The organism is Desulforhabdus sp. TSK (assembly GCF_022836495.1).
Lineage (GTDB): Bacteria > Desulfobacterota > Syntrophobacteria > Syntrophobacterales > Syntrophobacteraceae > Desulforhabdus.
The window spans coordinates 103,597-126,876 of record NZ_BQXM01000004.1 but is presented as its reverse complement, the minus strand read 5'-3'; the positions used below and the strand labels follow the sequence as shown (position 1 = coordinate 126,876).

Annotated in this window: 24 protein-coding genes, 1 tRNA gene and 1 pseudogene; 12 read left to right on the top strand and 14 right to left on the bottom strand. The window is 53.6% G+C overall.

Annotated elements, in window-relative coordinates:
• The first annotated feature begins 366 nt into the window (after positions 1–366).
• The 4 genes from MWC30_RS04185 to MWC30_RS04170 all read left to right on the top strand — a co-directional run bounded on the left by MWC30_RS04185 (position 367) and on the right by MWC30_RS04170 (position 1,705).
• The gene (locus MWC30_RS04185) at positions 367–930 is read left to right on the top strand and encodes a hypothetical protein (RefSeq protein WP_244082898.1); all 564 of its coding nucleotides are present in this window, start codon (positions 367–369) and stop codon (positions 928–930) included.
• 64 nt (positions 931–994) lie between these two features.
• On the top strand, positions 995–1,267 hold the full coding sequence (locus tag MWC30_RS04180; protein WP_244082897.1) for a hypothetical protein: 273 nt from the start codon (positions 995–997) through the stop codon (positions 1,265–1,267).
• A gap of 9 nt (positions 1,268–1,276) precedes the next feature.
• Positions 1,277–1,471 (top strand): organomercurial lyase, encoded by a 195-nt coding sequence (locus tag MWC30_RS04175; RefSeq protein ID WP_244082896.1) that lies wholly within the window; start codon positions 1,277–1,279, stop codon positions 1,469–1,471.
• Positions 1,472–1,477: 6 nt separating this feature from the next.
• A complete protein-coding gene (locus MWC30_RS04170; RefSeq protein ID WP_244082895.1) occupies positions 1,478–1,705 on the top strand; it encodes a hypothetical protein in 228 nt (75 codons plus the stop codon).
• A 256-nt stretch (positions 1,706–1,961) separates the two neighbouring features.
• Here MWC30_RS04170 and MWC30_RS04165 read toward each other — a convergent pair whose 3' ends face one another.
• Together MWC30_RS04165 and mgtA are read right to left on the bottom strand one after the other, a co-directional pair.
• A complete protein-coding gene (locus tag MWC30_RS04165) occupies positions 1,962–2,765 on the bottom strand; it encodes a PTS sugar transporter subunit IIA (RefSeq protein ID WP_244082894.1) in 804 nt (267 codons plus the stop codon).
• Positions 2,766–2,767: 2 nt separating this feature from the next.
• Entirely contained in the window at positions 2,768–5,425 is a 2,658-nt protein-coding gene (gene mgtA, locus MWC30_RS04160; RefSeq protein ID WP_244082941.1) for a magnesium-translocating P-type ATPase, read from the bottom strand.
• A gap of 1,610 nt (positions 5,426–7,035) precedes the next feature.
• Here mgtA and MWC30_RS04155 point away from each other — a divergent pair.
• Positions 7,036–7,338, top strand: coding sequence for a hypothetical protein (locus tag MWC30_RS04155; protein WP_244082893.1), 303 nt, complete (start codon positions 7,036–7,038; stop codon positions 7,336–7,338).
• Between the two features lie 94 nt (positions 7,339–7,432).
• On the opposite strand, the gene MWC30_RS04150 is transcribed toward MWC30_RS04155, so the two are convergent.
• From MWC30_RS04150 to tnpA, 4 genes and pseudogenes are all read right to left on the bottom strand, one after another.
• Entirely contained in the window at positions 7,433–8,224 is a 792-nt protein-coding gene (locus MWC30_RS04150) for a nuclease-related domain-containing protein (protein WP_244082892.1), read from the bottom strand.
• A gap of 196 nt (positions 8,225–8,420) precedes the next feature.
• Positions 8,421–8,621 (bottom strand): type II toxin-antitoxin system HicA family toxin, encoded by a 201-nt coding sequence (locus MWC30_RS22855; protein WP_368860794.1) that lies wholly within the window; start codon positions 8,619–8,621, stop codon positions 8,421–8,423.
• 20 nt (positions 8,622–8,641) lie between these two features.
• On the bottom strand, positions 8,642–8,968 hold the full coding sequence (locus MWC30_RS04145) for a type II toxin-antitoxin system HicB family antitoxin (protein WP_244082891.1): 327 nt from the start codon (positions 8,966–8,968) through the stop codon (positions 8,642–8,644).
• Between the two features lie 290 nt (positions 8,969–9,258).
• Positions 9,259–9,528 (bottom strand): annotated as a pseudogene (tnpA, locus tag MWC30_RS04140) (IS200/IS605 family transposase); the annotation flags it as partial.
• Between tnpA and MWC30_RS04135 the strand changes: the two are divergent.
• From MWC30_RS04135 to MWC30_RS22845, 6 genes are all read left to right on the top strand, one after another.
• A complete protein-coding gene (locus MWC30_RS04135; RefSeq protein ID WP_244082890.1) occupies positions 9,490–11,022 on the top strand; it encodes a PLxRFG domain-containing protein in 1,533 nt (510 codons plus the stop codon). The pseudogene tnpA and the gene MWC30_RS04135 overlap by 39 nt on opposite strands.
• A gap of 473 nt (positions 11,023–11,495) precedes the next feature.
• A complete protein-coding gene (locus MWC30_RS04130; protein ID WP_244082889.1) occupies positions 11,496–11,867 on the top strand; it encodes a pyridoxamine 5'-phosphate oxidase family protein in 372 nt (123 codons plus the stop codon).
• Between the two features lie 59 nt (positions 11,868–11,926).
• On the top strand, positions 11,927–12,340 hold the full coding sequence (locus MWC30_RS22850; protein ID WP_368860793.1) for a TetR family transcriptional regulator: 414 nt from the start codon (positions 11,927–11,929) through the stop codon (positions 12,338–12,340).
• Positions 12,222–12,626, top strand: a complete 405-nt coding sequence (locus MWC30_RS04125) for a TetR family transcriptional regulator C-terminal domain-containing protein (protein ID WP_306423194.1) — start codon at positions 12,222–12,224, stop codon at positions 12,624–12,626. Before MWC30_RS22850 ends, MWC30_RS04125 begins: the two co-directional genes overlap by 119 nt.
• 210 nt (positions 12,627–12,836) lie before the next feature.
• Complete coding sequence (locus MWC30_RS04120) at positions 12,837–13,628, top strand: enoyl-CoA hydratase/isomerase family protein (protein WP_244082887.1); 792 nt, start codon at positions 12,837–12,839, stop codon at positions 13,626–13,628.
• 209 nt (positions 13,629–13,837) lie between these two features.
• Complete coding sequence (locus tag MWC30_RS22845) at positions 13,838–14,176, top strand: DUF3795 domain-containing protein (protein WP_368860792.1); 339 nt, start codon at positions 13,838–13,840, stop codon at positions 14,174–14,176.
• Positions 14,177–14,728: 552 nt separating this feature from the next.
• On the opposite strand, the gene MWC30_RS04115 is transcribed toward MWC30_RS22845, so the two are convergent.
• From MWC30_RS04115 to MWC30_RS04090, 6 genes are all read right to left on the bottom strand, one after another.
• Positions 14,729–14,896, bottom strand: a complete 168-nt coding sequence (locus MWC30_RS04115; protein WP_244082886.1) for a hypothetical protein — start codon at positions 14,894–14,896, stop codon at positions 14,729–14,731.
• 153 nt (positions 14,897–15,049) lie between these two features.
• Positions 15,050–15,125 (bottom strand) — tRNA-Ala (locus MWC30_RS04110).
• A 214-nt stretch (positions 15,126–15,339) separates the two neighbouring features.
• Positions 15,340–15,540 carry a hypothetical protein gene (locus MWC30_RS04105; protein WP_244082885.1) on the bottom strand — a complete coding sequence of 67 codons (201 nt, stop codon included), beginning with the start codon at positions 15,538–15,540 and terminating at the stop codon, positions 15,340–15,342.
• A 50-nt stretch (positions 15,541–15,590) separates the two neighbouring features.
• A complete protein-coding gene (gene cobT, locus MWC30_RS04100) occupies positions 15,591–16,652 on the bottom strand; it encodes a nicotinate-nucleotide--dimethylbenzimidazole phosphoribosyltransferase (protein ID WP_244082884.1) in 1,062 nt (353 codons plus the stop codon).
• Positions 16,653–16,789: 137 nt separating this feature from the next.
• A complete protein-coding gene (locus tag MWC30_RS04095) occupies positions 16,790–17,065 on the bottom strand; it encodes a DUF3303 domain-containing protein (protein WP_244082883.1) in 276 nt (91 codons plus the stop codon).
• A gap of 128 nt (positions 17,066–17,193) precedes the next feature.
• Positions 17,194–18,159: a queuosine salvage family protein gene (locus MWC30_RS04090; RefSeq protein WP_244082882.1), complete on the bottom strand. Its 966-nt coding sequence runs from the start codon at positions 18,157–18,159 to the stop codon at positions 17,194–17,196.
• Between the two features lie 200 nt (positions 18,160–18,359).
• On the opposite strand from MWC30_RS04090, the gene MWC30_RS04085 reads away from it, so the two are divergent.
• Positions 18,360–19,562, top strand: coding sequence for an ABC transporter substrate-binding protein (locus tag MWC30_RS04085; protein ID WP_244082881.1), 1,203 nt, complete (start codon positions 18,360–18,362; stop codon positions 19,560–19,562).
• Between the two features lie 146 nt (positions 19,563–19,708).
• Here the strand turns inward: MWC30_RS04085 and MWC30_RS04080 are convergent, their stop codons facing one another.
• Both MWC30_RS04080 and MWC30_RS04075 read right to left on the bottom strand, forming a co-directional pair.
• The gene (locus MWC30_RS04080; protein ID WP_244082880.1) at positions 19,709–20,863 is read right to left on the bottom strand and encodes a 4Fe-4S dicluster domain-containing protein; all 1,155 of its coding nucleotides are present in this window, start codon (positions 20,861–20,863) and stop codon (positions 19,709–19,711) included.
• Positions 20,864–21,062: 199 nt separating this feature from the next.
• Positions 21,063–23,276, bottom strand: a complete 2,214-nt coding sequence (locus MWC30_RS04075) for an FAD-dependent oxidoreductase (protein ID WP_244082879.1) — start codon at positions 23,274–23,276, stop codon at positions 21,063–21,065.
• Positions 23,277–23,280: the final 4 nt, after the last annotated feature.

Below are 23,280 nucleotides of genomic sequence, written 5' to 3'. Positions count from 1 at the left end.
GGATCCCCATAACGGGTATGTGCGGAGAGACGACTCACGTGCCCACGTCATCGGTTTCAAAGACTGGAAGCTTTACGGATGCAATCGTCGAGTCGCTGACAGGCGATGTCTACGCCGATCCCTCGCGGTGGCGGGAGATGCCCTTGAGTACCTTTTTCTGCGAGGGATGGAATGAGGCGTGGGTAAGTCCGCCGCCAGGGGAAGGGGGGGGCACCGCGGCAGGGCTGGCTCAATGCCTATGACGGCGTGTTCTACCGGCTGGGGATTGCAACCTAGGGCTATGCGAGTGATTACCTGGAGAATGGCCACCAGAACACAGGTCTCCTCCAGTTTTACCTGCCTTTCAATCGGCGGTTCGAGTTTCGCATGGATATCCCTTTTGTGGCTTCAAACCGGGGAGTGAATGGCAACAGCTACGAGACCGAGTTTGGAGACTTTGTCATTGCACCTCGTTTCCTTCTTTCTGAAACACAGGACGTGACGCAGTCGTTGACCATAAACTTCCGCACGCCGACCGGCGATACTTACAATGTGAACGGGGTGGCAGCCATAACACCCACGTACGAGTTCTGGGCCAACTGGTGGAAAGGCCTCGTGCTTCGTGGAGGCGTAGGATTATTCGCTCCCCACGGTGGCCAAAGCCTCAACGAGGTCGGTGCTCGCACAGCCTTCACAGCCAACTTTGCCGCAGGCTATTATTTGACGCCCCACGACTTTACGCCGATCGGTGATCTTGTCTTGTACCTATCCACCAACCTGAATCAAACGATAGACAACCGAGGTCCGAGTAGATTCCTTTTAACCCTCACACCCGGCTTCCGTACACATCTGGGCCGCAACTGGTATCTGCTGGGCGCCGTAGAGGTCCCAACAACAAATCCCGAACCATTTGATTACCAAGTGCTTACCGGGTTGATGAAGGTCTTTTAGTCAGGCCCCTGCAGTGCCTTCACATGGAGCTCCAGGCGAACAAATTGTCATAGGAGGCAATAACATGCAAGAATCCATCCTGGTGCAACGCGCTTACACCGCTGTTGTGGAGCAATTTGTCAAGACCGGGCGGGCGCCGCACTATACTGAACTTGCGGCAATCCTGGGCGTGCAACCCGAAGAGGCCAGGCAGGTGCAGCATAAGGCAGCTGAATCCTCGGTTGCATGCTGGTTTGTTAAAGACACAGATTACATCGAGTCCTGGGCACCGTTTTCTAATGTGCCGACCAATTACCGGGTGACGATAAATGGGGAACGAAAATGGTATGGACAATGAGGAATCGAAGTGCTGGCCGTGCGCTGGCTCTTCCCCGGCACCGAGATCCGAATCGACGCCAATTGCCTGGACTGTGGGCAACCCATCCATGTCCGTATGCGTGACGAGGAGATCCTCGAAGTTCATCCGAACACGACGGTGGGACACATGAATATTCCGTTGGCCAAGGCACTGACTGGAGAAGTGCCCTGGGGCAGGGCTTGAGCCCGCATGAACCTCTTCCGGTCGGAAGAGCACGTCAAAAATTGGCCGCTTTATGATTCCGTCTCAGCTGAGTCGATCATGCCGTTATCTGACTGGGCAATCGTGTTCAGCGGCCCCCTGATGAAAAAACGCCTGGAGCCGGACTATCTTTCCCATGTGAATGAATACGCAGGCGAATTGATTTTATCCTTAAAAAGGCTGGGCAAGGTGGGTCCCTTCTGGACCCCTGAATAGCATTTGCGGGATGGGTGAAGCTGTTTTGTCCGCATGCAGCATAAGGTCCGCTGAAGAATATTTGGAGGTTTGTTGCTTTTGTGGAGAATGGCTTCGACCTTCACACCTCTCTTGGCGGCAAAAGATTGAGCGAGAGCCATCAAGGATTTCAGGGCATCGGTCCGGTCACGGAGGAAAAGATTGAAGCGATTGAAGCGAGCGGGAGGCTTTCAGGCGACGAAAAGAAGTTTTTGAATGAAATGTCCATCAACCTTCGTTACCTGAGAACTATCGAATTGCCGCCTGCAGCTCTTATGGCCAGGCAGTCGTATAAAACCCGGTCCTCCTGGTAGGTTGTCGCTCCCCGCTTAAGAATGCGCCATCCTCCGTTTTGAAACATCCCATCGGTTGCGAGCCCATCGACCAAGCCGTGAGCGGAATCAAGATATTCCACGAGGTGACGATCCTGGGCAAGAACGATGTGCTCGATGCCCGGACCTGTGACGATGGTTACTGGTTCGACGACAAGGTTTGCCAGATCGTACGCCGGTATAGCAGCGGCTGCTTGCCTTGCCTGCAACTGGATCATCCTTGCACGCAAGTCAGGAACAGCCATTTCCTTGCTGGAAGTCATCAAATCGAGCAGGTGCTCACGGACCTCGTTGAGCTCATTGGCGAGACTCAGCTTTTGAGGCTCGGGATAAGCCTTCAGGGTTTTGGCCACCATGGAGACTTCTCGGAGGAAATGGTTCCGCTGGTTTTCGGGCACCAGATACATGGCAATAATTGATACCGAAATCCCATCGGAAGCGCCATAATCGATACCTTTAGGACTCCAGCCCACAACGCAGAGGAGGTCTTCCTCAAAGGGGACCCGCGCATGAGGGCAGGCCCATCCTCGTCCAAGCGTTGAATTAGCTGTGCGCTCTCTCGCCAAGACCAGCCCCACGACATCGGTTCCTGCAGGAAGAGAGGGGTTCGCCTCCATAATATGGGCAAGGAACTGTAAAGCGGCTTCCTTGTTGTTATCGGGCAGCTCAATGAGCCTGCCTTCCTGCAGTGCATCGAGCAACGCGTCCATGATCAACTACCTCCGTAGCGATTGAAAAACCAAGTCTTCACGATATGCGTGAGCGTCGCGTATAAAAAGAGGAACGCCGCGATCCATGCCCAGTAAATGAGGGGTAGTGGAACCATGCCGAGCGCTCCGGCAAAAGGTGAATAGGGAAGCCACGCACCGATCGCCATGATGGTCAGGGTAGTCAGCGTCATCGGCAGTGATGCGCTGCTTCTGAAAAAGGGTATTTTCCTGGTCCGGATGATGTGGACGATGAGCGTCTGGGTCAGGAGCGATTCCACAAACCATCCTGTCTGGAACAGGCTCGCGAGCTCGCCTTTCTGAGCGGCCCCCATCGATGGATCGTTGAAACCGCTGCAGTGGAAAAAGAACCACATCAATCCAAAAGTCGCGTAGTCAAAGATGGAACTTACCGGTCCGATGAAAACCATGAATCGCTTGATGTTCCCAATATGCCATTTGAGCGGCTTTGCGATCTGTTCCTGATCCACGTTGTCGGCAGGAATTCCCGTCTGGGAGAAGTCGTAGAGAAGGTTGTTTGTCAAGACCTGTACGGGAAGCATCGGCAAAAAAGGCAGGAGATAGCTTGCGCCGACCACGCTGAACATGTTTCCAAAGTTCGAGCTGGCTCCCATGCGGATGTACTTGACGATGTTTGCAAAGACCTTTCTTCCCTCAATGATTCCCTCTTCCAGGACGAGGAGGCTCTTCTCAAGGAGCACGATGTCCGCGGCCTCCTTGGCTACGTCAACGCCCGAATCCACGGAAATGCCCACATCAGCAGATTTGAGAGCAGGCGCATCGTTGATGCCGTCTCCCATGAATCCCACTACATGGCCATTGCTTCTCAACTCTCGAACGATCTGCTCCTTTTGGGCCGGAGTGACTTTGACGAAAACATCCGCCTCCCTTACGATCTGGGAAAACCGGTCCTTCGAGAGTTCCGAGAGGTCTGCACCTGTGACCATCCTGTCCACTATAAGGCCCACATCCCGGCAGACCTTGCCGGTGACCAAACCATTGTCGCCGGTGAGCACCTTGACCTCGACTCCTGTTTCCTTGAGAAGCTTAACCGCCTCGGCGGCCGAATCCTTCGGGGGATCGAAGAACAGGATGTAGCCCAGCAGGATCAGATCACTCTCGTCGGTTACCGTGTAGGTGGTCCGTTCTCGTGGGAACTCGCGATAGGCGATGCCCAGAACCCGGTAGCCGTCCTTGTTGAGTTCCTCCACGTCCTCGAAAAGATCCTCCCGAATCATGTCGATCAGCGGATAGACTTCGTCGCCATTCTGATACTGGCCGCAAATAGCATAGATCTCTTCGACCGCTCCCTTACAGATGAGAACGTGATCGCCCTCGTAATCGACCACGACCGACATGCGGCGGCGCTGAAAGTCAAAGGGCAGCTCGTCTACGAGGGTACAGTTCTCTTCCACATTCAGATCGGTGTGCTCGAGTATCGCGCGGTCGATCAGATTGCGCATTCCAGTCTGGTAATAGCTGTTGAGATACGCATAGTTCAGAACGTCCTCGCTTTCGTGCCCGACGATATCCATATGTCGCTTGAGGATAACTCTATCCTGAGTGAGTGTCCCCGTCTTATCCGTGCAAAGGACGTCTATGGCCCCAAAGTTCTGTATGGCTGGCAGCCGCTTCACGATGACCTTCTTTTTGGCCATGGTGAGCGCCCCCTTGGCGAGGTTCACGGTCACGATCATTGGCAGCATTTCAGGTGTGAGGCCCACAGCTATCGACAAGGCGAACAAAAGAGCCTCCTCCCAGTTGCCTTTGGTCATGCCGACGATAGAAAACACCGCACAAACCATGACGACCATGAATCGGATCATGAGCCAGGTGAAGGATCGCACTCCTCTATCGAAACTGGTCTCCTCACGACGCTCGGTGAGGCGTTGCGAGATGGAGCCGAAAATGGTCCGCGTCCCGGTGTGCACCACGACCCCCCGAGCCGCGCCGCTGTTGACACTGCTTCCGAAAAAGCACGCATTCGGCAGTTCCAGCACGGTGGTGTGGCCCTGAGCTCCATTGGCAGTTTTCTCGACAGCCATGGACTCTCCGGAGAGCGCGGACTGGCTTACGAAGAAGTCTTTGGCGGAGAGAAGACGCAAGTCTGCCGGGACAATCGAGCCTGCATGCAATACGACAACATCGCCAGGCACAACCTCCGATATCTTGACCTCTACTTCTTTACCGTTTCGCAACACCAGTGTGCGCGACTGCACGCGTTTCCCAAGCGACTCGACGGCATTGGTGGAGCGTCGATCCAGGATATAAGAAAGTCCCACGCTCAGGAGCACCATGGCGGTCACGATAACGGCGGATTTAATTTCACCGATGCAACCAGAGACAATGGCAATGATCAGGAGTTGCAGAACCAGAGGGCTTTTGCATCGCTGAAAAATCTCACTCAAGAAGCTCCTGCGTCTGGTGTGTGCCAGCTCATTTGGACCGAACTCGCCGAGACGGCGCTCGCCCTCTTCTTGGCTCAAGCCTCGGAGACCGGTTTCAAGTGCACGAAGTGCGTCTTGGATTGGGATTGTACAGATATCGAGCAAGCGGCGCTCGAGCTCGCCTGCATCCTGTAATGCTCTCGGCTTGAGGGAATCAGAGACCGAACGTTTGGAAAACCTCTCCAGAAACTGCATGATCATCGCCCTTCCTCCCATTCGAAAAGGACAAAGTTAGCCGTCTAAACGAGGCGAATCTCAGCCGTCGAAGGGTTGCCATCTGCAGACATGGGACAGAAAAAAGGGCGGCTTCTATTGGGATGTTTCCAGGAAGAAGTCGGATCGCCTTACACCCTCCGCTGTCACCACCTATGAGTCGTGGAAGAAGCGAGCGGGTGAGCCGATAAGGGAGGAAAATGTAGACTATCGTATCACGGATGCCACTTCCACATGCTAGTGTTCGAATCGCCTCTACTGGGAGGCTGGTCTTCTTTGTCTTTCAATGTCTCTATTCCAAAAGGTTGGCTGATAGGCCAAAAGAGAAAATGAGAGGGTCCTTCCCCTCAGCCGTGTAGCGGAGAAAGTGTCTGAACGCCTAAACTTGAAGTCCGTCGGATGGCCTCAAACCAGACCCGGATATCCCACTCGTTCAAGCTTCAGCAGCAGCGCCGTGTACGGCGTTTGTCACCTGAGTCACCTTAGGCAAACCTCCAATCCGGGAGCGCCAGTTCTACCCTGGCCCACCGAGTCTTTGGATGCTTTTGGACAGTGGCCTGTATGTTACACGAGAGCCTCGCTCACCAAGGCTCGGTCTTCAAGTTTGCCTCGGAATACCCAGTATGGTGGGGCTACGATGCGCACGTCAGATTACTCTGTCCCCTGTCGGTGTCAAGGGAAAAAAATTCGGTCTTCATGGGTCACATTTCGACCTCATTCAGGCGGATCGTAGTTGCTGAAGAGGCCAAGCTCGAGCCCAAGCCTGTTGCATAATTGCATGGGCAAGATCTTCGAGGCTTGGCCTTCCAGTCAAACCGGTGTCACCAGAACCATGCCGTAAAAGCCATTCCACAATCCGCCTAACGTGACCTCGTCAAACAGCCGCGTGTAGTATGTTCTGGATTACTCTCCTCTGTATCGGATTCTGAGCGTGTTGAAAAAAATGATCCTCTGCTCCACCCATATTTCAATCCAGATCTGTGAGAATCTCGGAGATATGAGCCCCTGTAGGTCCTATTCTACTGACCCTTATTGACCCCAACATTCTTACGGTCCATCTCCTTCCAAGAAAGCAGCAAATCTCGCAAATCTGCATGAATGGGGATGTAGCGCGTTTGGGGCCCACCCTTCTGTGCGCTCACAATCCTTAATTCATCTGCAGAAAAATCCACATCGGCCCAGCAGATCCTGGTGACTTCTCCTCCAGGGCGAACGCCGCAGTACCAATGGATCCCGATTGCACGAATCAAATGATCCGGAGCATTTCTGAGAATGCGATCCACTTCCTCTTCTGTAGGTCGTGTGGGGATCTCCCCGTCTCGTGCTTTAGGGACGGTGTATTTCGAAAGGGGATTTCGTTGGATCAATGGCGGATCCTGTAATTCCGCCCAATTGAAAGCGGCCTTGAGGATTGTAATCTCCCTGATAACAGTCCCTCGCTTCTTCCCTTCAGTCAGGCGTTTCTGGATGTATTCGTTCAGCTGCTGCGTGGACAGAGTTTCAGCCTGAAGGCGCCCCAGAATGGGAAGAATGATCCTGTCCAACCGGTAAAAGTCGCTGTCGGCTGTACTTTCCCGAACCGGGTGCTGTACATGGTATTTCCGGCAAAGCTCTTCAATAGTGATGCCGCCATCAACCCAAAGCTTGCCGCGGCTCCTCTTTGTTTCCTCATCGAACCGCCTGCCCTGGTGCTCGGCGATGTCACCCCGCCCGAATTATTTGAACTTCTTCTTGCCTTCCTCATGGAAGGTGCAAAACCATCGGCCGTCTTTGTGCTGGTGGACGCTCATAGTCTATTACCCACTCACGCTACATGCCATGACTGGATCCAGTTCTTGTTCGAAAGGTTCCTCCATACGACACCTGTGGATCGCTCTGCCTGCTGGTCTCGCTAACTGCACAGCCGGCAAGCGTAAGGAGCAGAAACAAAATGATCAATTCTTTCATATCGAAACTCCGCTGGGGCTCCCTGCAAATATAGAGTCCAGATTATTTCCCATTGGATGCGTTCCGCATGTGGAAAGTCATAGCATACTCTACCAAATGGATGTCACTGGGCCCAAGGACTTGCTGTTCATTCTTCAGATAACTTTCAAGCTGATCCGGATTGATGACCCATACCTTCACAACTCTGCATTGCTTTTTTACAAACCAGCCGGGATAGAGAACGATGGGCCGGACATCAACGCTTTTGCCTGTTGAGTCGTGGACGAGCCCCCTGACCCAGCTTGCCTGAGCCTTGGCCTGAATTATTGGATCACGGTCCGGCTGGAAGCCGTTTATGCGAACGTGCTCTCCGTCATAGGTGATCTCGCATGATCCTCGCGACGGTTTGCTTATTGTCTTTGTCTCAACCGTGTAGACTCCCGTCGGACCAATGAGCAAATGGTCCACATTGAAGCCCTTCCCCACCATGTCATGCAATACACGATAGCCCTTTTCCCTCAATCGTTCAAGACTCTGTCCTACCGATCTTTCGCCATCTCTTGCCTGCTTCAGATTCCGGAGTTTTCTTTTGAATCCTACACCCCTCCAAATCCCATAGATCCAAAACGGGACTGCAATTAACGAATACAAGACCGGCTGTGGAGGTGAGTTGTGAAAATATCTCATCCATTCGAGGACGGCTAGGAACGTCATCATTCCCACATAGAGGGCGACATCAGTAAATTTCTCGAATATCTTGTCTATCTCTTCCTGGACTGACTGCCCTGGCAGTCTGAGCGGAGGGACCTTGAGCGGAGAACGTTTTTCGACTGTCTTTTTTTTAAGGCTGAGCATTCTCTTTCCTCATCTGATGATTTCGGTTCTGCTGGTGCACTCAAGTTGTCGGCAAACTTCGAATATTCTTGAGGTATTTTGAAACATCAAATGGAAAGGGAAGATTTCCAGTTTCGGTTTATGATGAGAAGAATATCGCTAAGGTGGGATATTAAACAGTGATCTTGGGATGATAATAAAACATTATCGCACTGGTTCACTTGCATTCGGCTAAATATCTGAAATAATCTTCCCGGGTAAGATTGGCTGTTCTCATGTTTGAAAGGATAATGTCAGGATCAATTTCGCTGTATGTGGGGATCACTACTGGACGTAAACAACCTTCCTTGATGTAGCACCTATGATCGCCTCTTTGCCTTTCAAATACGAAACCCGCCTTCAGGAAGATGCATTCCAACGTTTTCCAGTGAATTGGCGTTATCCGTGGTGACAATTTCTGCCCTCATCGAACTTTGAGAGTAGGTAGAGCGGAATGATTATGCTCTCAGGGGCAGAGCCGGTTTCGGTTTCTGCGTCTTGTGCTACGGCCTCAAACCCGCACTCTTTAAGCACCTGGTCAAGGGTGCCGCGATCGATGCAAGATTCCAGAAAGACATGAAGGGCCTCGGCAAGATTTCGCCTGGCTTCATCTTCAGTCGCTCCTTGGGAGGCGATATCCAGAACGGGACATGACGCGACAACCCATTTTTCTTTTTTCTTGAGCTGCAGAGGGAGCTCAAGGGTCATTTTTATTCTCGATCCCATTTCAACGCTCCATTGCATCCGTTATGGCAGATAGTTTTGCTCTCCAATCTATGCCCCAGATTTAATTTTACACTTTCCCATTTAATACTCGGTTTCGCATTGTAAATAAATGGGGAATGCGCCAGAAATGGCTAGATACCCTCCAGTTCGCAAAATGGCGCAGCAAAGCTGCTTGAACAGTAAAGGCGCTGCAAAGCCACGCCCAGAGGACGTGGCTTTGATCTGCCCCCTGAAAGGGGGCTGGAAGCGTGCCCCCAGCAGAGGAGGCACGCTGAATTGCCCCCATGCGTCTATTTTTCTGCTTCTTTCTCTTTACGCTCTTGGTGCTGAACATATTTTCCGATCATATCCGAATCCAGGCCAACGGTATACACACAATAACCTTGAGCCCATAAGTGATTCCCCCAATACGGTCTTTGTTTCAAATATGGGAACTTCTTGAATACGCGAATCGCTGTGCGCCCCTTAATCGTTCCCATCAGTGTCGACAAGCTGACTTCCGGAGGATTCATCACCAGCAGATGCACGTGATCGGGTTGAACATTCAACTCTATCACCTCAGGGCCTTTTTTTTCGTCCAGTACCTGGGAGCGAATTTGAAGAGCGCAGCCGTCAACCTCACCCAGAACATTCTGGCCGGGGTCCCGAGGCTTTCCATGGAAATGTCCTCGGCGGCGAAAGAGTGGACGGGAGCCATCAAGGATCTCAGGGCCTCGGTCACGGAGGAAAAGATTGAGGCGAGCGGCAGGCTTTCAGGCGACGAAAAGAGGTTTTTGAATGAAATGTTCCGGGAGGGATGGGGCCAGGGGCAGCTTATCTCGGAAGTGACCGGGAAGCTCGGCGGCTATCAAAAGCAGATGTGGGGAAAGGCCATCAAGATGATGGGACTCCCCATGGAAATGGCGGAGCGCTACAACCGCATGAGCCTCGCCTTGGCGGCTTACCGGGCGGCTAGGGGTGGGAGGGTGACCAACGAGAAGACGCTTTCAAGGATTGGCCTCAAACCCGGCAAGGAGATGAACCACGCCCAGGCGAAGGCCTTCGCCGAAGAGATCGTAAACGACGCCCATTTCATCTATGGGAAGGCCAACCGTCCCCAGGTGCTCCGGGGGACTGCTGCAGGAAAGCTCCTTTCGACCGCCTACACCTTCAGGTCCTTCACCCACAACCTTCTCTCCTTGTGGCGGTGGATGCTCCTCCACGGGGACAAGGAAGGCCGGAAGGCCTTCGCCTATTCCCTCATGGCCATGATGGCCCTGGGCGGGCTCGGGGCCGTGCCTCTATACAAGATGCTCGCGTCTCTCATCCGCCAGCTCTTCGGGAACGACATCCTGGAAACCGGCGTCCGATCGGCGTTGCCCGCTTTTGCGCGAGACATCGTGATGTACGGAACTCCGTCCGTGGTGGGAATCCATATCGGAGGGTCCATCGGTATGGAGCTCCCGGTCCTGGGGAGGATCCAGACGGACCAGAGCCTTTCCTCCCAGATCTCGGCAAGCATGGGGGACCTCATCGGCATCCCCTGGGCCATGCTCGAGCAGTTCACGGATGCAGTCGATGCCGTGCGGCGAGGGGATCTCTACCGGGCTGGAGAGGCCGTCGCCCCATCTGCTGTCAAGAATATCATGTCGGGATACCGGCTTTGGGCCGAGGGGCAGACGGCGGCCACCGGGCGTCCCATCAACATCCCCGGAGAAAAGGGGCCAAGAAAGATTTCAGGGATGGAGGCGGTTGCCAAGGGCGCCGGGTTTCAGCCGCTTTCGAGCGCGAAAGCCTACGACGTGTACTGGACCGTCGAAGACCTCAAGAACTTCAAGGACGCAAAGCAAAACGAGTTTGCAACGGCCTACATGAAAGCGTTCAACGCAAAGGACAAGGAGGGAATGAAGGATGTCGTCCGGGAGGTGAACCAGTGGAACACCCGGATGATTCTGGAAAAGAGGCCGGAGTACAGGATCGATCTCAAGGCCTCGGCGCGGGCGCGGGAAAACGTGAAACAACCGCCGAGGCAGATGAGAGGAATGGCGAAGGATATTGTGGCGGCGTACCGGTAGATGAACGCCCCGGCCCTTTTGGGTTCGGGAGATATGAACCGGCTGGTCAAGAGAGATTAAGGCAGGGCACACCGTTGCCGTCGGAAAATCCGGAAGCAGTGCTTTCCTGGTGCGTCGGCTGTCGTCGGCGTTGCCGGTAAGAATGGTGATACTGGAGGTGTGAAAGTGCTGGAGGTGCATTGAATAGCTTTTCCGGCTCAAAAGTCTCTGCCGCTGCAAATAGGGAGAGCCTTGTGGTGGAGAATATCGTTCATTCAATCGTGAGCTGTTCTGCTCGTGAAAAAATAAGCGGCACTTCATCGATCTTCAATTCATTCTAGTCTGACAACAATCAGCGTATCTTTATACAGTGACAGCCGACCTTGCATGCCATATCTTCGATGTGTGTCTCTGTTGCTGTTCAGAATAAACATAACCTGTTCCAGTCATAAAATTGGTCTGCATGCTCACTCAAATTAAAGGAGATAGTTCCAATGATCCCAGAAAAACTTCTAGAAATACTGAAAAAAGACGGCATCGTTGCCATCGCCACTCTGGGCCAAGATGGGCCGCATATGGTCAACACGTGGACCAGTTACGTTCGAATATCCGACGATGGCCGGTTGCTGATTCCTGCCGGTTATATGCATCGCACCGAGTCGAATATTGCCTTCAACCCTGACGTATTGATTACCCTGGCGAGCAGCAAAGTGCAAGGTTTGCATGGAGCGGGCGCAGGCTTCCTGGTCAAAGGCAAAGCAGCGTTCATAACGTCTGGACCGGACTTTGATTTGCTAAAGTCGAGATTCGATTGGTTACGCGCCACATTGGCTGTTACGCCCGATTCTATAACTCAGACGTGGTAACTGAAAGGGAACGGGGAAATAGGCGCTTCATTGCCTCCAGGTGCCTTGCGGAAGCACTCATGATCAGCGCCGCTCTCCCCAAATTTAACCTTCAAGATGCCGCTGAACGGTTCGCCTTCGCTGATGATCTTCGGAGTGAGTGTCTCCTAGAGGTAGAAGCAATGTCCGCAAAAGGCCTTCGTACCTGCCAGGAAATCGTCGAGGCGTCTCTCCAGCTCTTTTCCGTCAAGGGCTACTACAATACGTCGATCTCCGACATTCTCCAGGCTACAGGCCTGACGAAAGGGGGGGCTCTACGGTCACCTCGGAAGCAAGGAGGATATCTGGGATGCGGCCTACTAGCGTTCCGTTCAGATCTGGCAAGGGATCGTATTCGAGGGAGTTCGGGAGATCTCGAACCCCGTCGAGCGGGTCAAGCGCGCCTTGGAAAACGACCTTCGCAACTACATCGGAGGCGAGGTATTCCAGGGTGACTGTTTCTTCTTCAACATGCTCGTCGAGCATTCCGGCCAGTCGGAGCCGATGGCGCGTCGCATTCTGGACGGCTATCGGATCTTCTCGAACCTCCTCGCTTCATGGATAGAAGAGGCCCGCGAGCTTGGAATCCTGAGGGCCGACGTGGACTCCCGAGAGGTGGCAGACTTAATCCTGACCGCCATCAACGGCGCCGCAGTGCTCTATGCTGCAAGTCAAGAGAAGATGATCCTGGAGAAGATGATCAACCAGCTCCGCCTCCACCTGGACTGCCTGAAGTGCTAGAAATCCTGACTGCAGGCAGAGAAAGGAATGACCCATGATAAGTGAAATTCCTAGCAGATAGCAATCTTGACGCCACAGGTCAAAGAAGAGGAGGTGATGCTGGAGGAGATCGTGGCAGTGGCGGGTCTCTTTGAACCGAATGGCCGTATGAAATAATCGAAGACGAGGAATTCTGCGTCCGGATTTTTCTCACTGACGAAAGGGGAATTGATGGCAGAACTGGTAGTTGTCAAAAAATCCGATGGTATTGCCACCTTGATGATGAATCGCCCCGAGGCATTCAACGCACTAAATTTGGACACTATGGAATCGCTTGCCGCCAAGATCATTACTCTGGCTGCAGAAGAGAAAGTGCGCGGAATCGTCATATCGGGCGAGGGCAAAGCGTTTTGCTCCGGCGGTGACCTCCGGTGGTCTCTTGCATTCCCGGGCGGTACCTCTGCCGCACTTCATGAACTGACCGCCCGATTTCATCAGGCGGTGGTGGATATTCGCCGTATGCCCAAGCCTGTCATAGCCGCGGTTAACGGGGTAGCAGCGGGAGGAGGTTTCGCGCTGGCCCTGGCCTGTGACTTCAGAGTGGTCGCCAAGTCTGCTGTATTGCGGCAAGCCTACACTTCGAACGGACTCAGCATTGATGGCGGTGGCTCCTTCATGCTGCCCAGGCTGGTCGGATTCGCCAGGGCAATGGAGATCATGGCCTTCGACAGAGCGATCTCTTCGGAGCAGGCCCTTGCCTGGGGATTGGCGACCAAAGTGGTGGAAGACGGCAAAGCCGTGGAGGAAGCGACCCTTATGGCATTGGATCTTGCCGAGCGGTCAATGAATTCTTTCGGATGGTCGAAGAAGCTCCTTACGGATTCCTTCGACACTTCTTTTGAAACGCATTTGGAGAGGGAGCGCAAGGGTCTGGTCGGTTGTGCCGCTCATCCCGAGGGAGCGGAAGGGCTTAAGGCATTTTCCGAAAAACGCAAACCGGTATTCCAGGATGGAAAATGTTGATTGCGATGTTCTGGTGTTGGACCAGGGGGCAACCGGAAGTCGGAGTCATATTCAATGTAGGTGGCTCGGCGGTCGCCAACCGGTGCAACTACTCTCAAGCGGATCTAATGTAGAAAATTTCAAAGACTCGACTGGATTTAAGCTATTGATTTCACATTGCGTGGGGAAAGTTTCGTGTCCATTCGCAATGAAAGGAAAGGTCAAAAGATATGGCGATAAATCCCAATTTAATTTCTCCTTGTGGTCTCTATTGCGGTGTTTGTGCTATTTACATCGCGGCGCGTGACAATAACATCAAGCTTAAGGAGCGATTGGTAAATCTGTACAAGGGAGGAGCTCCAGACAAGGGTACACTTCCTAATAGCGATAAGCTTTCGATAGAAGATATTCATTGTGGTGGGTGCTTGTCAGATGATCTTTTCATGCATTGTCAGCAATGTGAGATCAGATCATGCACTAGGGCGTCCAAAAAAGACCGGAATCGCCCAGATTCTTTACCCGGTTTTTGGTCTGTCGGAATTTCCGGGAAAATAGCCGCCACATCTTGACTCAGGAGGCTTTCGCCGGGTCCAAAAACCGGGAAACGGCCGAAAGCCGATTTGGACGCCCTAATCATGCACCAAAGAAAAAGGTTACACAGGTTGTCACGAGTGCGATGATTTTCCTTGCCAGCATATTGATAATTTTTCCATGGCCGTTGGGAAGAAAGTTATCTTGCGGTGTATCCCATATCGACGAGAATTCGGAACTGAAAAATGGGCTCGAGACGAAGATGCCCGCTATATATGTCCAGAATGCAGCAATATGGTTTTTCGTGGCGCTATGAAATGCAATCAATGTAAAGCAGAATTGGATCTTGATTGACAAACTGACTCAAGGACGCATATCCAACGCTCAAGCCGACGCCCCAATGGAATAAAGTAGGGTTCCACGGGGGGCGCGGCTTACCTCAGTTCTTCGAAGTTCATTGATCTCTCTTATATTCAATTCTGAGCCGTCGAAAAAAATGATGATCCACTCCACATACATTCAATGCAGATCTATGAGAACCTCGGAGACAAACCCCTCTCCGCCCCAGTCACACTGACCCTTATTGAAGACTAACCATACTGCTCTGAATGAATTTTTTGTTCTCCTCCAATATTCTCAGAATCCACCAGTTGCCCCGGCCTGAGATTCAATATTTTCAAGACTTCCGGATAGACACCAATCTCAAACCCGGATTCGAGTTTCACCGGAATCAATTTAATTTGCTTAAGCGGCGCCATCAGATGACTTCCAGTACGTCGGGATCGATTAATTGTCTGAAAATGCTTTGGCAGCCAACAAGTTGAGCGATGGGGATCCGGCCTGATCACCAAAGGTGACCAAAAACAAAAGCCCAACCTCCTTGAAGATTGGGCTAAGTCATTGATATTTTTTGGTGGAGATGACGGGATTCGAACCCGTGACCTCTGCCTTGCGAAGGCAGCGCTCTCCCAACTGAGCCACATCCCCTTGGTCCGTTCTTATACCGTCTTCATTGGAAGGTGTCAAGAAATGAAGCCGGCCGAAACCCCTGACACTTTAGGCCTGGGGGAGGTCTGAAGCGCGATCATTCCCGGAATCGTTTGAGGGACAAACCCACATTCCAGTAGAGATCCGGGAATGTGCCGGCAAGCGCTCTGCCGCCACGAAGAGATTCATGAGCCCTCTTGCATCCATTGATATTTCATCCCTCGGAACCGGGCTGCTCCCTCTGCTTTCGATAGAACTCCATCAAAAACTCGGTTTCCTTGGGGGAAAGGTCAAACTTCACAACAGCCTGATTGACAAACTTCATGGGCGACTCCCCGGGGGATACCTCCAATTCGGCAGAAATCCATTTGACGGCTTTACGTATGGCATCGCCTTCCGGCATGATCGTGGCCATGGCTGTGCACTCCTCAAAAGGTTCAAGTTGTAAAAATACGCTGCGTCTCTTCAGTGCCCCGTGTCCGTGACTCCCGCTTCAGCGAAAGTTTTGATTTCCATGAGCACTCTGGCGGACGCTTCCACAAGATTCATGGCCAGGGCCGATCCCGTTCCCTCACCCAGTCGCATGTCCAGGTCCAGGATGGGCCTCAAGCCCAGAATTTCCACCATTGTGGTGTGTCCGACCTCCTGGCTGCGGTGGGAGACGAAGAGATAGTCACGGGCGGCCGGGGCTAGTTTGCACGCAATAAGTGCTCCCGCGGTGGCAATGAAACCGTCGCAGACGATAGGGGCCTTCACGGAGGCAGCACCCAAAACCGCCCCGGCAAGACCTGCAATCTCAAAGCCCCCCACTTTCGTCAGAACATCCAGGGGATCGTCCGTATCGGGACGATTCACCTCCAGGGCGCGCTCAATGACGGAGACTTTATTGCGAAATCCATCTTCATCGATTCCCGTTCCCCGCCCCGTCAACCGGGCGACGGGTTTTCCGCTGTAGGCCGCGACGATGGCCGTGGACGGCGTGGTATTCGCGATGCCCATATCCCCGGTGCCAAAGAGCCGATATCCTTCCTGGCTGCAGGCATCCTGCACCAGCCGGGCTCCCAGGAGCAGCCCCTCAATGGCCTGCTCTCTGCTCATGGCGGGGCCCTTCGAGATATTGGCCGTCCCCTTCCCTATCTTCCGGTGGATGATGTTCCAATCGGCTGGAAGATCGGCCGCGACACCGCAATCCACCACACGGACATCGGCTCCGGCGTGCCGGGCCAGAACATTGATAGAAGCCCATCCCTGAACGAAGCTGTATACCATCTGCCCGGTGACTTCCTGGGGATAGGCGCTGACACCTTCATCCGCCACGCCGTGATCGCCCGCCATGGTGAAAATGAGCTTCTTCCCCACGGAGGGACTGAGGGTCCTTTGAATGGCTGCCAACCGGGCGCCGATGACCTCCAGTTGCCCCAATGAACCGCGAGGCCGGATCTGAGAGCGCAGCCTTTCCCACGCCTTTTCTTCCCATTCCGCAGAGCAGGGCTCGATGCGACTCAACAATTCCTGTAGATCTTTCATACTCTGTAAACCCTTCGTCAACGCTACCATTGTAAATGGTTTCCAGGCAAAAAAAATCCTTCAAGCCATTCCCTGGGGAATGCTTGAAGGATTTTCAAACGCTTTCGCAGGTGACGCAAACCGTCAGGACACGCCTGCTATTTCTTCAGGGTTCTCTTCAGCAGCTTCAGAGCCTTGTCCGTGTCCATCACCGGGATGATTTCCGCCACACCCAGATCGGTCCAGCCATAAATGGAGGCCGCGAGATGAATTTCATCATCGGCTTCAAAGAGGCGGAAAACGCGATGGCCGGAGATGTCAAACCATTCGCCCTTGACCTTCACACCTATGTCCTTGTCGGTTCCTCCCATGCCTCTTTCAATAACCAGATTGCGGTCTTCCGGAGAATAGTTGAAAATGGCCATGAATAACATTTTACGCTCCTTTCTCAGTGGCTGAGTTTGTCGGCGTGTGCGCTGCCCTCTACGAAACTCGATGCTGTAGACTCAAACGAGGCTTCATTATAGATAAGTCCTCCTCCAGAAAGCAAGCGATTCCCATCTCAATAAAATATCGTGCGGCATCGATGATACGGGCGTTTTCTGAAATGATCTTCCTGCCCCAGCTGCCAGAGCCAGTGGTCGACCCAGGCACTCGTGACCTCCCTCCCCTGCGTGCGAAAAGCCTCCTTGAAGGCCTCCACCGCCCAAACTGTCATGGCCCTGATTTCCACCTCTTCTTCGCCGCCGGGCTCCAGCAGTTCCATGGCATCCACCCTGCGGGCCAGCTCAGGGTGATAGGAGATGACTCCCAGTTCCCTCAGCACCTGCGGCAGCTTGTAGTCCGCGAAGGCCGTCAGTTCCTCCGTTCGCGAGAGTTGCCCCCATTCCTTGCCTTCAAACGCCGCATGGATGTCGGCCACGCAGATCTGGGCCCGTTTCCAGAAATAGACTGTTTCACCTTTGCAGCAAGCCTCATCGCGAAAGCTGGGAAATGCATCCACAATGTTTCGCACCTCCCTCACCGCGTCTCCCTCTGCGCTCGCCAGTACATGGACAAAATCCCCCTGCCATTGGCTTTGGAGGACACGTCCGGCTTCTCTCAGATTGAACAACCGCTCTTCAAACAGTGGAATTTCGCCCTCTCCGGAGAAAATGTGACGGAGAGTCTCCTCCGGCATGCCGGCCAGAAAGCTGGAGCTTGTGAGCGGCATTCCAGCCTCCTGAGCGCGCTTGAGGGCGGCTGCCAGCCCCCAGTACCCCGACCAGGGAGATCCTGCAAAGGTGACTGTCCAGACAGGTTTGCCGATATCGGGCCAGAAACAGTGATTCAAGACATCCAGGACGAAAATCCAGCGGACTGTTTCTTCCGTACCATCAAAAAAATGGCACGGATGCCGCCATCCTCCATGACCGGTTTCCAGACTCCCCCAGCGCCGCACGGCAGGCTCAATGGCCTCGGGATGCATGAAGACACGACTGCTCTGAGCAATTACTTTTTGAACCGATGAAAGCACCGGAAGTGACATTACAGCTCCTTTGAAGTAATCACCCCGACATGAAGGCAGGCATTTCTTCAGGAATGATGATGCATAAAACGCCCCCTGCTGAACCCATCGAGAGTGACGAAACAGCTAAAGAGTGCAAAGTGCGGGTGCAGACTGCTATACTGATTCCACAAGGTATCTGAAAAGCGCCTCCACCGGTCATTCTTTTCAAGGAGCCCGATGTGACGAAAAAAAACCTCGCAATCTGCTGTTCGCTCACTCTTTTCTGTTTTGTCCATCTCCAGGTTTACGCCCGTACATCCCAGGACGCCATCCCCATCGGCATCATTCTTCCCATCACAGGGGACAAGGCGAAATTCGGAGAAATTGAAAAGAAATCTTTCGAGCTGGCCATGCAGGAAATCAATTTGTCCGGTGGAGTCAATGGGAGGCAGCTCCATTTTATCTTCGAAGACGATACGGGACGTGCGGAAGTAGCCGCGGCTTTGGCGGAAAAGCTCATCGCGAAAGACAAGGTCCTCATGCTGGGTGGAGGCTACGGCGGTTTCGAAACGGCTGCCATTGCCGCTGTCGCTGAAGCGGAACAGGTCCCCTTCCTGGTCAATACCTCAATCGACGACAAGATCACCGAAAAAGGCTGGGAGTATGTTTTTCGCCTCAACACGCCCGCCACTGACTACTGGACTGGAGTGGAATCCTTCCTGGGGCAGGTCGCCAAACCCAAAACTGCGGCTGTTATCTACGAGAACAGCCCCCTGGGGATTTCTGGAGCCAGGCGCATGGACGAGACATGCAAAAGCCTCGGCGTCAAGCTTCTCCTTGCGGAAGTCTACGACCCCAAAGAGACTGATCACAGGCCCATGTGGCTAAAGGTCAAAGACGCCGGTCCCGACCTGGTCTACATGATCTCCCATGTGAAGGATGCTTCGCTCCTCATGCGCCAGGCAGCAGAGGTCGATATAGCTCCCCACCTGTTTCTGGGTGGAACGCCGGCATTCACACACCGCCATTTCAAAGAAAATTCAGGTAAAGGCGGCGCCATGGTTTTCGCCATGATCCTCTGGCATCCTGCACTCCCTTTTCCAGGGGTGCAGGAATATTTCCACGAATTCTTGGATCGGTTCGGAGTGGAACCCGAATATCACGGAGCTCAGGCCTATGCTGCGGCTCAGGTGATGGTGGATGCTCTGAAACGGTCCAAGTTTTTTCAGCCCGAAGAGATTCGCCTTGCTCTGACAACAGCAAACCTGATGACTGTGCTGGGGCCGGTTCAATTTACATCCTACAAAAAGATGAGCCGCCAAAACAAGCTCCCGACCTATGTTGGTCAATGGATCGACGGCACGCTGAAACTGGTGTGGCCGCCCGCTGTTGCGGAGCAGACACCGGTTTTCCCCATCGACTGGAAAAAAGCGCGGGAATAGCCCTTTCGCCCCCTTGACGCCAACGAGGAGCAATCACAAAAAAAACCCCATGATAGACACCGGGTAAGGTCCATCATGGGTTTTGTTTTTCTATCCGTGATGCCGGGACACCTGCAGGGTCAGGGCACCGAAGGAGTCGAACGGGCTCAGGAGATCGCCCCCTCCACAACGGCCTCGGCAGTGGCCGGCGCAGCGGTTTCCTGAGCGTAGCGCTCCTTCACCTTCAGGAGAAAGACGACGACGGGACGGTAGGCCAAATGAGCCCACTTGGCGAAAGGAACTTCCAGCACCAACATGGGCACCGCCACCATCATGTGAATCACATAAAGAAAATAGGTCGTTGCCGGCCAGTCGAGCAACCGGGTGAAATGGATGAAGATACCGGTCAGCGTGGTGAGCTGCAACAGGATCAGGAACATCCAGTCCGTCGGATGAGAGTTTTTATAGGGGGCCTTGCTCTTCTTCAGTCGGCCGATGATGGCGTACGTCGTGCCATAGAGGATGGCGAAAGTGGCATAATAGCCCACAAGACGGACGGGGTGCCAGATAGCGTATTCGATGTGATCCCGTTGAAACCACCGGATGAACACAACGACCAGCAGAAAGACGGAGGAATAACCGGTCATGATCATGAGATGGACAAACCACTGCATGCGGTCCGTACACTGGCTGAAACGTTTCTGGGTCAGCGTATGGATCAAGAGCTCCTTGGCTTCACTCGCATAGTATCTGAGCGGAATCTTGAAGGCCATTTTACCCATGATGATTCTGAAGCACCTGAAGACATTGCTGAGCAGTAAGAACGAAAGAATACCACCCATGATGAGGTCGGCGATTTCGATGTGCTCGGCAGGCCACAATGAGTTGATGGCTGCATGGTCCCAATTCGGCTTGCCCGTGTTGAAAAGGAGGAGGCCAAGCCCTACGAGCACTGCCACAATGGCGATGGCCATGATTTCAAATCGTTCGGAGGTATAAAACTTGCGGGCAAATCCCGTCCAATCGTAAAGGGAGGTCAGGTAGCGCCGCATCACCATCATTGTTTCACCAGGATCGGCACCACGCGGACACCGCGTGGAACAATCCCCGCAATAATAGCACAGCCAGGGCTCAGGGGCCTCAAGGAGCTTGTCTCTCTGGCCCAGCTGGATGAGCCTCACCATTTTTCTGGGGAAGGGGTTTTCCGGCGTGGAGAGGGGACAAATGGCGGTACAATTTCCACAATTATAGCATTTATGGGCGTCTTTAAGACCAAAATGTTCCAATTCCGTGATTAGAGTTGGGTCGACTCTGTTACTCATCGTGAGGCCTCCTGTCACCATGAAAAGAAGAAGGATGACTTTTACAAAGCATAGCTTGTAAAATCAGGAGTTTTGGCAACCGAAAAGACAAGAACTCTCGAGATAGGGCTTCAGGGGGTCCTTTTACTTTCAGCTCCCGGCTCCAGACTTTCATCGGCACCCCCATGTCCGGGAGGGACATGGGGGCATGGCAAGAGAATCAGTAACCCTTGTAGGGGTTGGGACCGATTTCATTGAGTTTCTCAGCATACTCGTCGAGAAGAGCGGGGAGCTTGTCGTAGTCGGTGATAGCTACCGTTTCGAAGCGAACGCGATCGGATTCCAGAACGAGTCGATCCAGTGTCTCTTTGACTTTGCTCAAACGGATATTTGCCAGCTCACTTCCTTTGATGAAGTGGCACTGGTAGTTTTCGCCGTGCTGACAGCCCAGGAGGAGTACACCGTCGATGCCCTTGGAGAGCGTGTCGGCAACCCACACCAGGTTCATGGAGCCGAGGCAGCGTACGGGAAGCACGCGCACCCAGGCATTGTAGGTCATGCGCCGGAGACCGACCATGTCCAAAGCGGGATACGCATCGTTCTCACAGGCCAGAACAAGGATGCGGGGTTTCTCGTCGTATTCTTCGGGTACATTGATGGACTTGATGGTGTCACCGATCATTGCCACCGAGTAATTCTTGAAAGAGATAATGCGCTCGGGACACGCACCCATGCAGACGCCGCAGCGGCGGCAGCGAGTGGGCTGCGGCAGCGGATTGCCCTTTTCATCCTCGTTGATGGCCCCGAAAGGACATTCCTCAGTGCACCGCTTGCACTGAGTACAACGCTGCATGAAAAATTCGGGATAGCTGGCATCCCCTGCCCTCGGATGCACCGCAAGCCCGCGGCTGGTGAGCTCGATACACTGAATGGCCTTCATGACTGCGCCGGTGGCGTCGTCGATGGAATTGGCCACACCCATGGGGCGGCGCACCGGACCGGCAGGATAGATACCCGTGCGGCGGCTTTCATAGGGGAAGCAGATGAAATGTGAATCGGGGAAGCCAAACTGCAGACCGGGAAGCTCCGGCCCCTGGCGGTACTGGAGATTCAGAATGTCCGAGGCAAGGATGGCATCCTGCGGAACCTCGACCTCAGGCTCGCCCTCTTTCTTTTCCTTTGCCCTGCAATCCTCGCCGAAAGCGGTTCGAGGCACCATGCCCGTGGCGAGAACGACGAGATCCAGATCTCCGAGGAGGACCGTATCCCCCAGGAGCTCATCAAAAGCCTGAACTTCGATCTTACTGCCCCTGACAAGGACTTCCGGGTCTTGAGAGCGAACGAAGATAACGCCTTCCTCCTGGGCCTTGCGGTAAAAGTCTTCACCCTGACCCGGGGTGCGCATTTCTTTGAAGAAGACGAATACATTGCTGCCGGGATTCTGCTGCTTGATCTGGATGGCCTGCTTCAGCGCCGTGAAGCAGCAGGTGGCGGAGCAATAAGGCAGGTAGTTGGGGTCACGCTGCCCTGCGCACTGGAGGAAAGCAACATTCTTGACCGCCTGCTGATCGCTGGGGCGGGTGATGCTGCCCGCAAGGCTCATTTCTTCGAACTGAACATTGGTGATGACATTGGGTGAAGCACCATAGCCCAGCTTGGCGTCCAGTTTGGCGGGATCGTAGGGTTCCCAGCCGGCGGCCTGAACCACCGCTCCAATGCGGTGCTCGAAGGTGGAGCCGTTTTGGGCTACCGTGAGGTTGAAGACACAGGGCCCACCCACGAGCTTTTCGACTTTGGCCCCTGTGTAGACCTTGATTTTGTCGTTCTGCTGAACGGACTGGATCAGTTGATCGATGTCGTTGTCCTGAATGTCTTTGTAGGGGAAGGTAACCTTCTTGGCGACCTTCTTCTGAAAGCCGCCGAGCTCGGCCTGCTTTTCCACCAGAACGACGGAGAAACCCGCTTTCACCGCTTCCAGGGATGCGGTGAGGCCCGTCAGACCGCCTCCGACCACGAGAATATCCCGGGACAGCTCCTCTTCAGGCTTGTAGGGTTCGGGGAGGTCCATCTTGGTGGCTTTGGTCACACCCATGCGCATGTAATCCTCTGCCATCATCTGCGTATCCTCCTCCTTGGGAGGCTGACACCAGACAACCTGCTCGCGAAGATTCACGCGCTCCATGATAACGCCGTCGAAGTTGAAGACGTCGTACATGACGCGGGGCGAACATGCTGCGATGACGAGGCTGTTGACACCTTCATTGGCCATATCGTCTCTGATGAGCTGGGCGCCTTCCTGGCTGCACAGATTCGCATGGGTCCGGCAGATGGGAACTGAAAGGTCGGAAGTGGCCAAATTGCTCAGCTGATCTATGTCGAGGGCATCGCCGATGCCACATCCCGTACAGATATATACTGCTAATTTTTTCTCCATTGAG

Coding starts and splice junctions, on each gene's coding strand:
- MWC30_RS04180 (WP_244082897.1), top strand. CDS start 995: ATGCAAGAATCCATCCTGGTGCAACGCGCTTACACCGCTGTTGTGGAG.
- MWC30_RS04145 (WP_244082891.1), bottom strand. CDS start 8,968: ATGGGATCGAGAATAAAAATGACCCTTGAGCTCCCTCTGCAGCTCAAG.
- MWC30_RS22845 (WP_368860792.1), top strand. CDS start 13,838: ATGGCGATAAATCCCAATTTAATTTCTCCTTGTGGTCTCTATTGCGGT.
- MWC30_RS22850 (WP_368860793.1), top strand. CDS start 11,927: ATGATCAGCGCCGCTCTCCCCAAATTTAACCTTCAAGATGCCGCTGAA.
- MWC30_RS04185 (WP_244082898.1), top strand. CDS start 367: ATGGATATCCCTTTTGTGGCTTCAAACCGGGGAGTGAATGGCAACAGC.
- MWC30_RS04130 (WP_244082889.1), top strand. CDS start 11,496: ATGATCCCAGAAAAACTTCTAGAAATACTGAAAAAAGACGGCATCGTT.
- cobT (WP_244082884.1), bottom strand. CDS start 16,652: ATGAAAGATCTACAGGAATTGTTGAGTCGCATCGAGCCCTGCTCTGCG.
- MWC30_RS04080 (WP_244082880.1), bottom strand. CDS start 20,863: ATGAGTAACAGAGTCGACCCAACTCTAATCACGGAATTGGAACATTTT.
- MWC30_RS04075 (WP_244082879.1), bottom strand. CDS start 23,276: ATGGAGAAAAAATTAGCAGTATATATCTGTACGGGATGTGGCATCGGC.
- MWC30_RS04105 (WP_244082885.1), bottom strand. CDS start 15,540: ATGGCCACGATCATGCCGGAAGGCGATGCCATACGTAAAGCCGTCAAA.
- MWC30_RS04155 (WP_244082893.1), top strand. CDS start 7,036: ATGGTATTTCCGGCAAAGCTCTTCAATAGTGATGCCGCCATCAACCCA.
- MWC30_RS04135 (WP_244082890.1), top strand. CDS start 9,490: ATGCACGTGATCGGGTTGAACATTCAACTCTATCACCTCAGGGCCTTT.
- MWC30_RS04120 (WP_244082887.1), top strand. CDS start 12,837: ATGGCAGAACTGGTAGTTGTCAAAAAATCCGATGGTATTGCCACCTTG.
- MWC30_RS04115 (WP_244082886.1), bottom strand. CDS start 14,896: ATGGCGCCGCTTAAGCAAATTAAATTGATTCCGGTGAAACTCGAATCC.
- MWC30_RS04095 (WP_244082883.1), bottom strand. CDS start 17,065: ATGTTATTCATGGCCATTTTCAACTATTCTCCGGAAGACCGCAATCTG.
- MWC30_RS04165 (WP_244082894.1), bottom strand. CDS start 2,765: ATGGACGCGTTGCTCGATGCACTGCAGGAAGGCAGGCTCATTGAGCTG.
- MWC30_RS04170 (WP_244082895.1), top strand. CDS start 1,478: ATGAACCTCTTCCGGTCGGAAGAGCACGTCAAAAATTGGCCGCTTTAT.
- MWC30_RS04150 (WP_244082892.1), bottom strand. CDS start 8,224: ATGCTCAGCCTTAAAAAAAAGACAGTCGAAAAACGTTCTCCGCTCAAG.
- mgtA (WP_244082941.1), bottom strand. CDS start 5,425: ATGCAGTTTCTGGAGAGGTTTTCCAAACGTTCGGTCTCTGATTCCCTC.
- MWC30_RS04090 (WP_244082882.1), bottom strand. CDS start 18,159: ATGTCACTTCCGGTGCTTTCATCGGTTCAAAAAGTAATTGCTCAGAGC.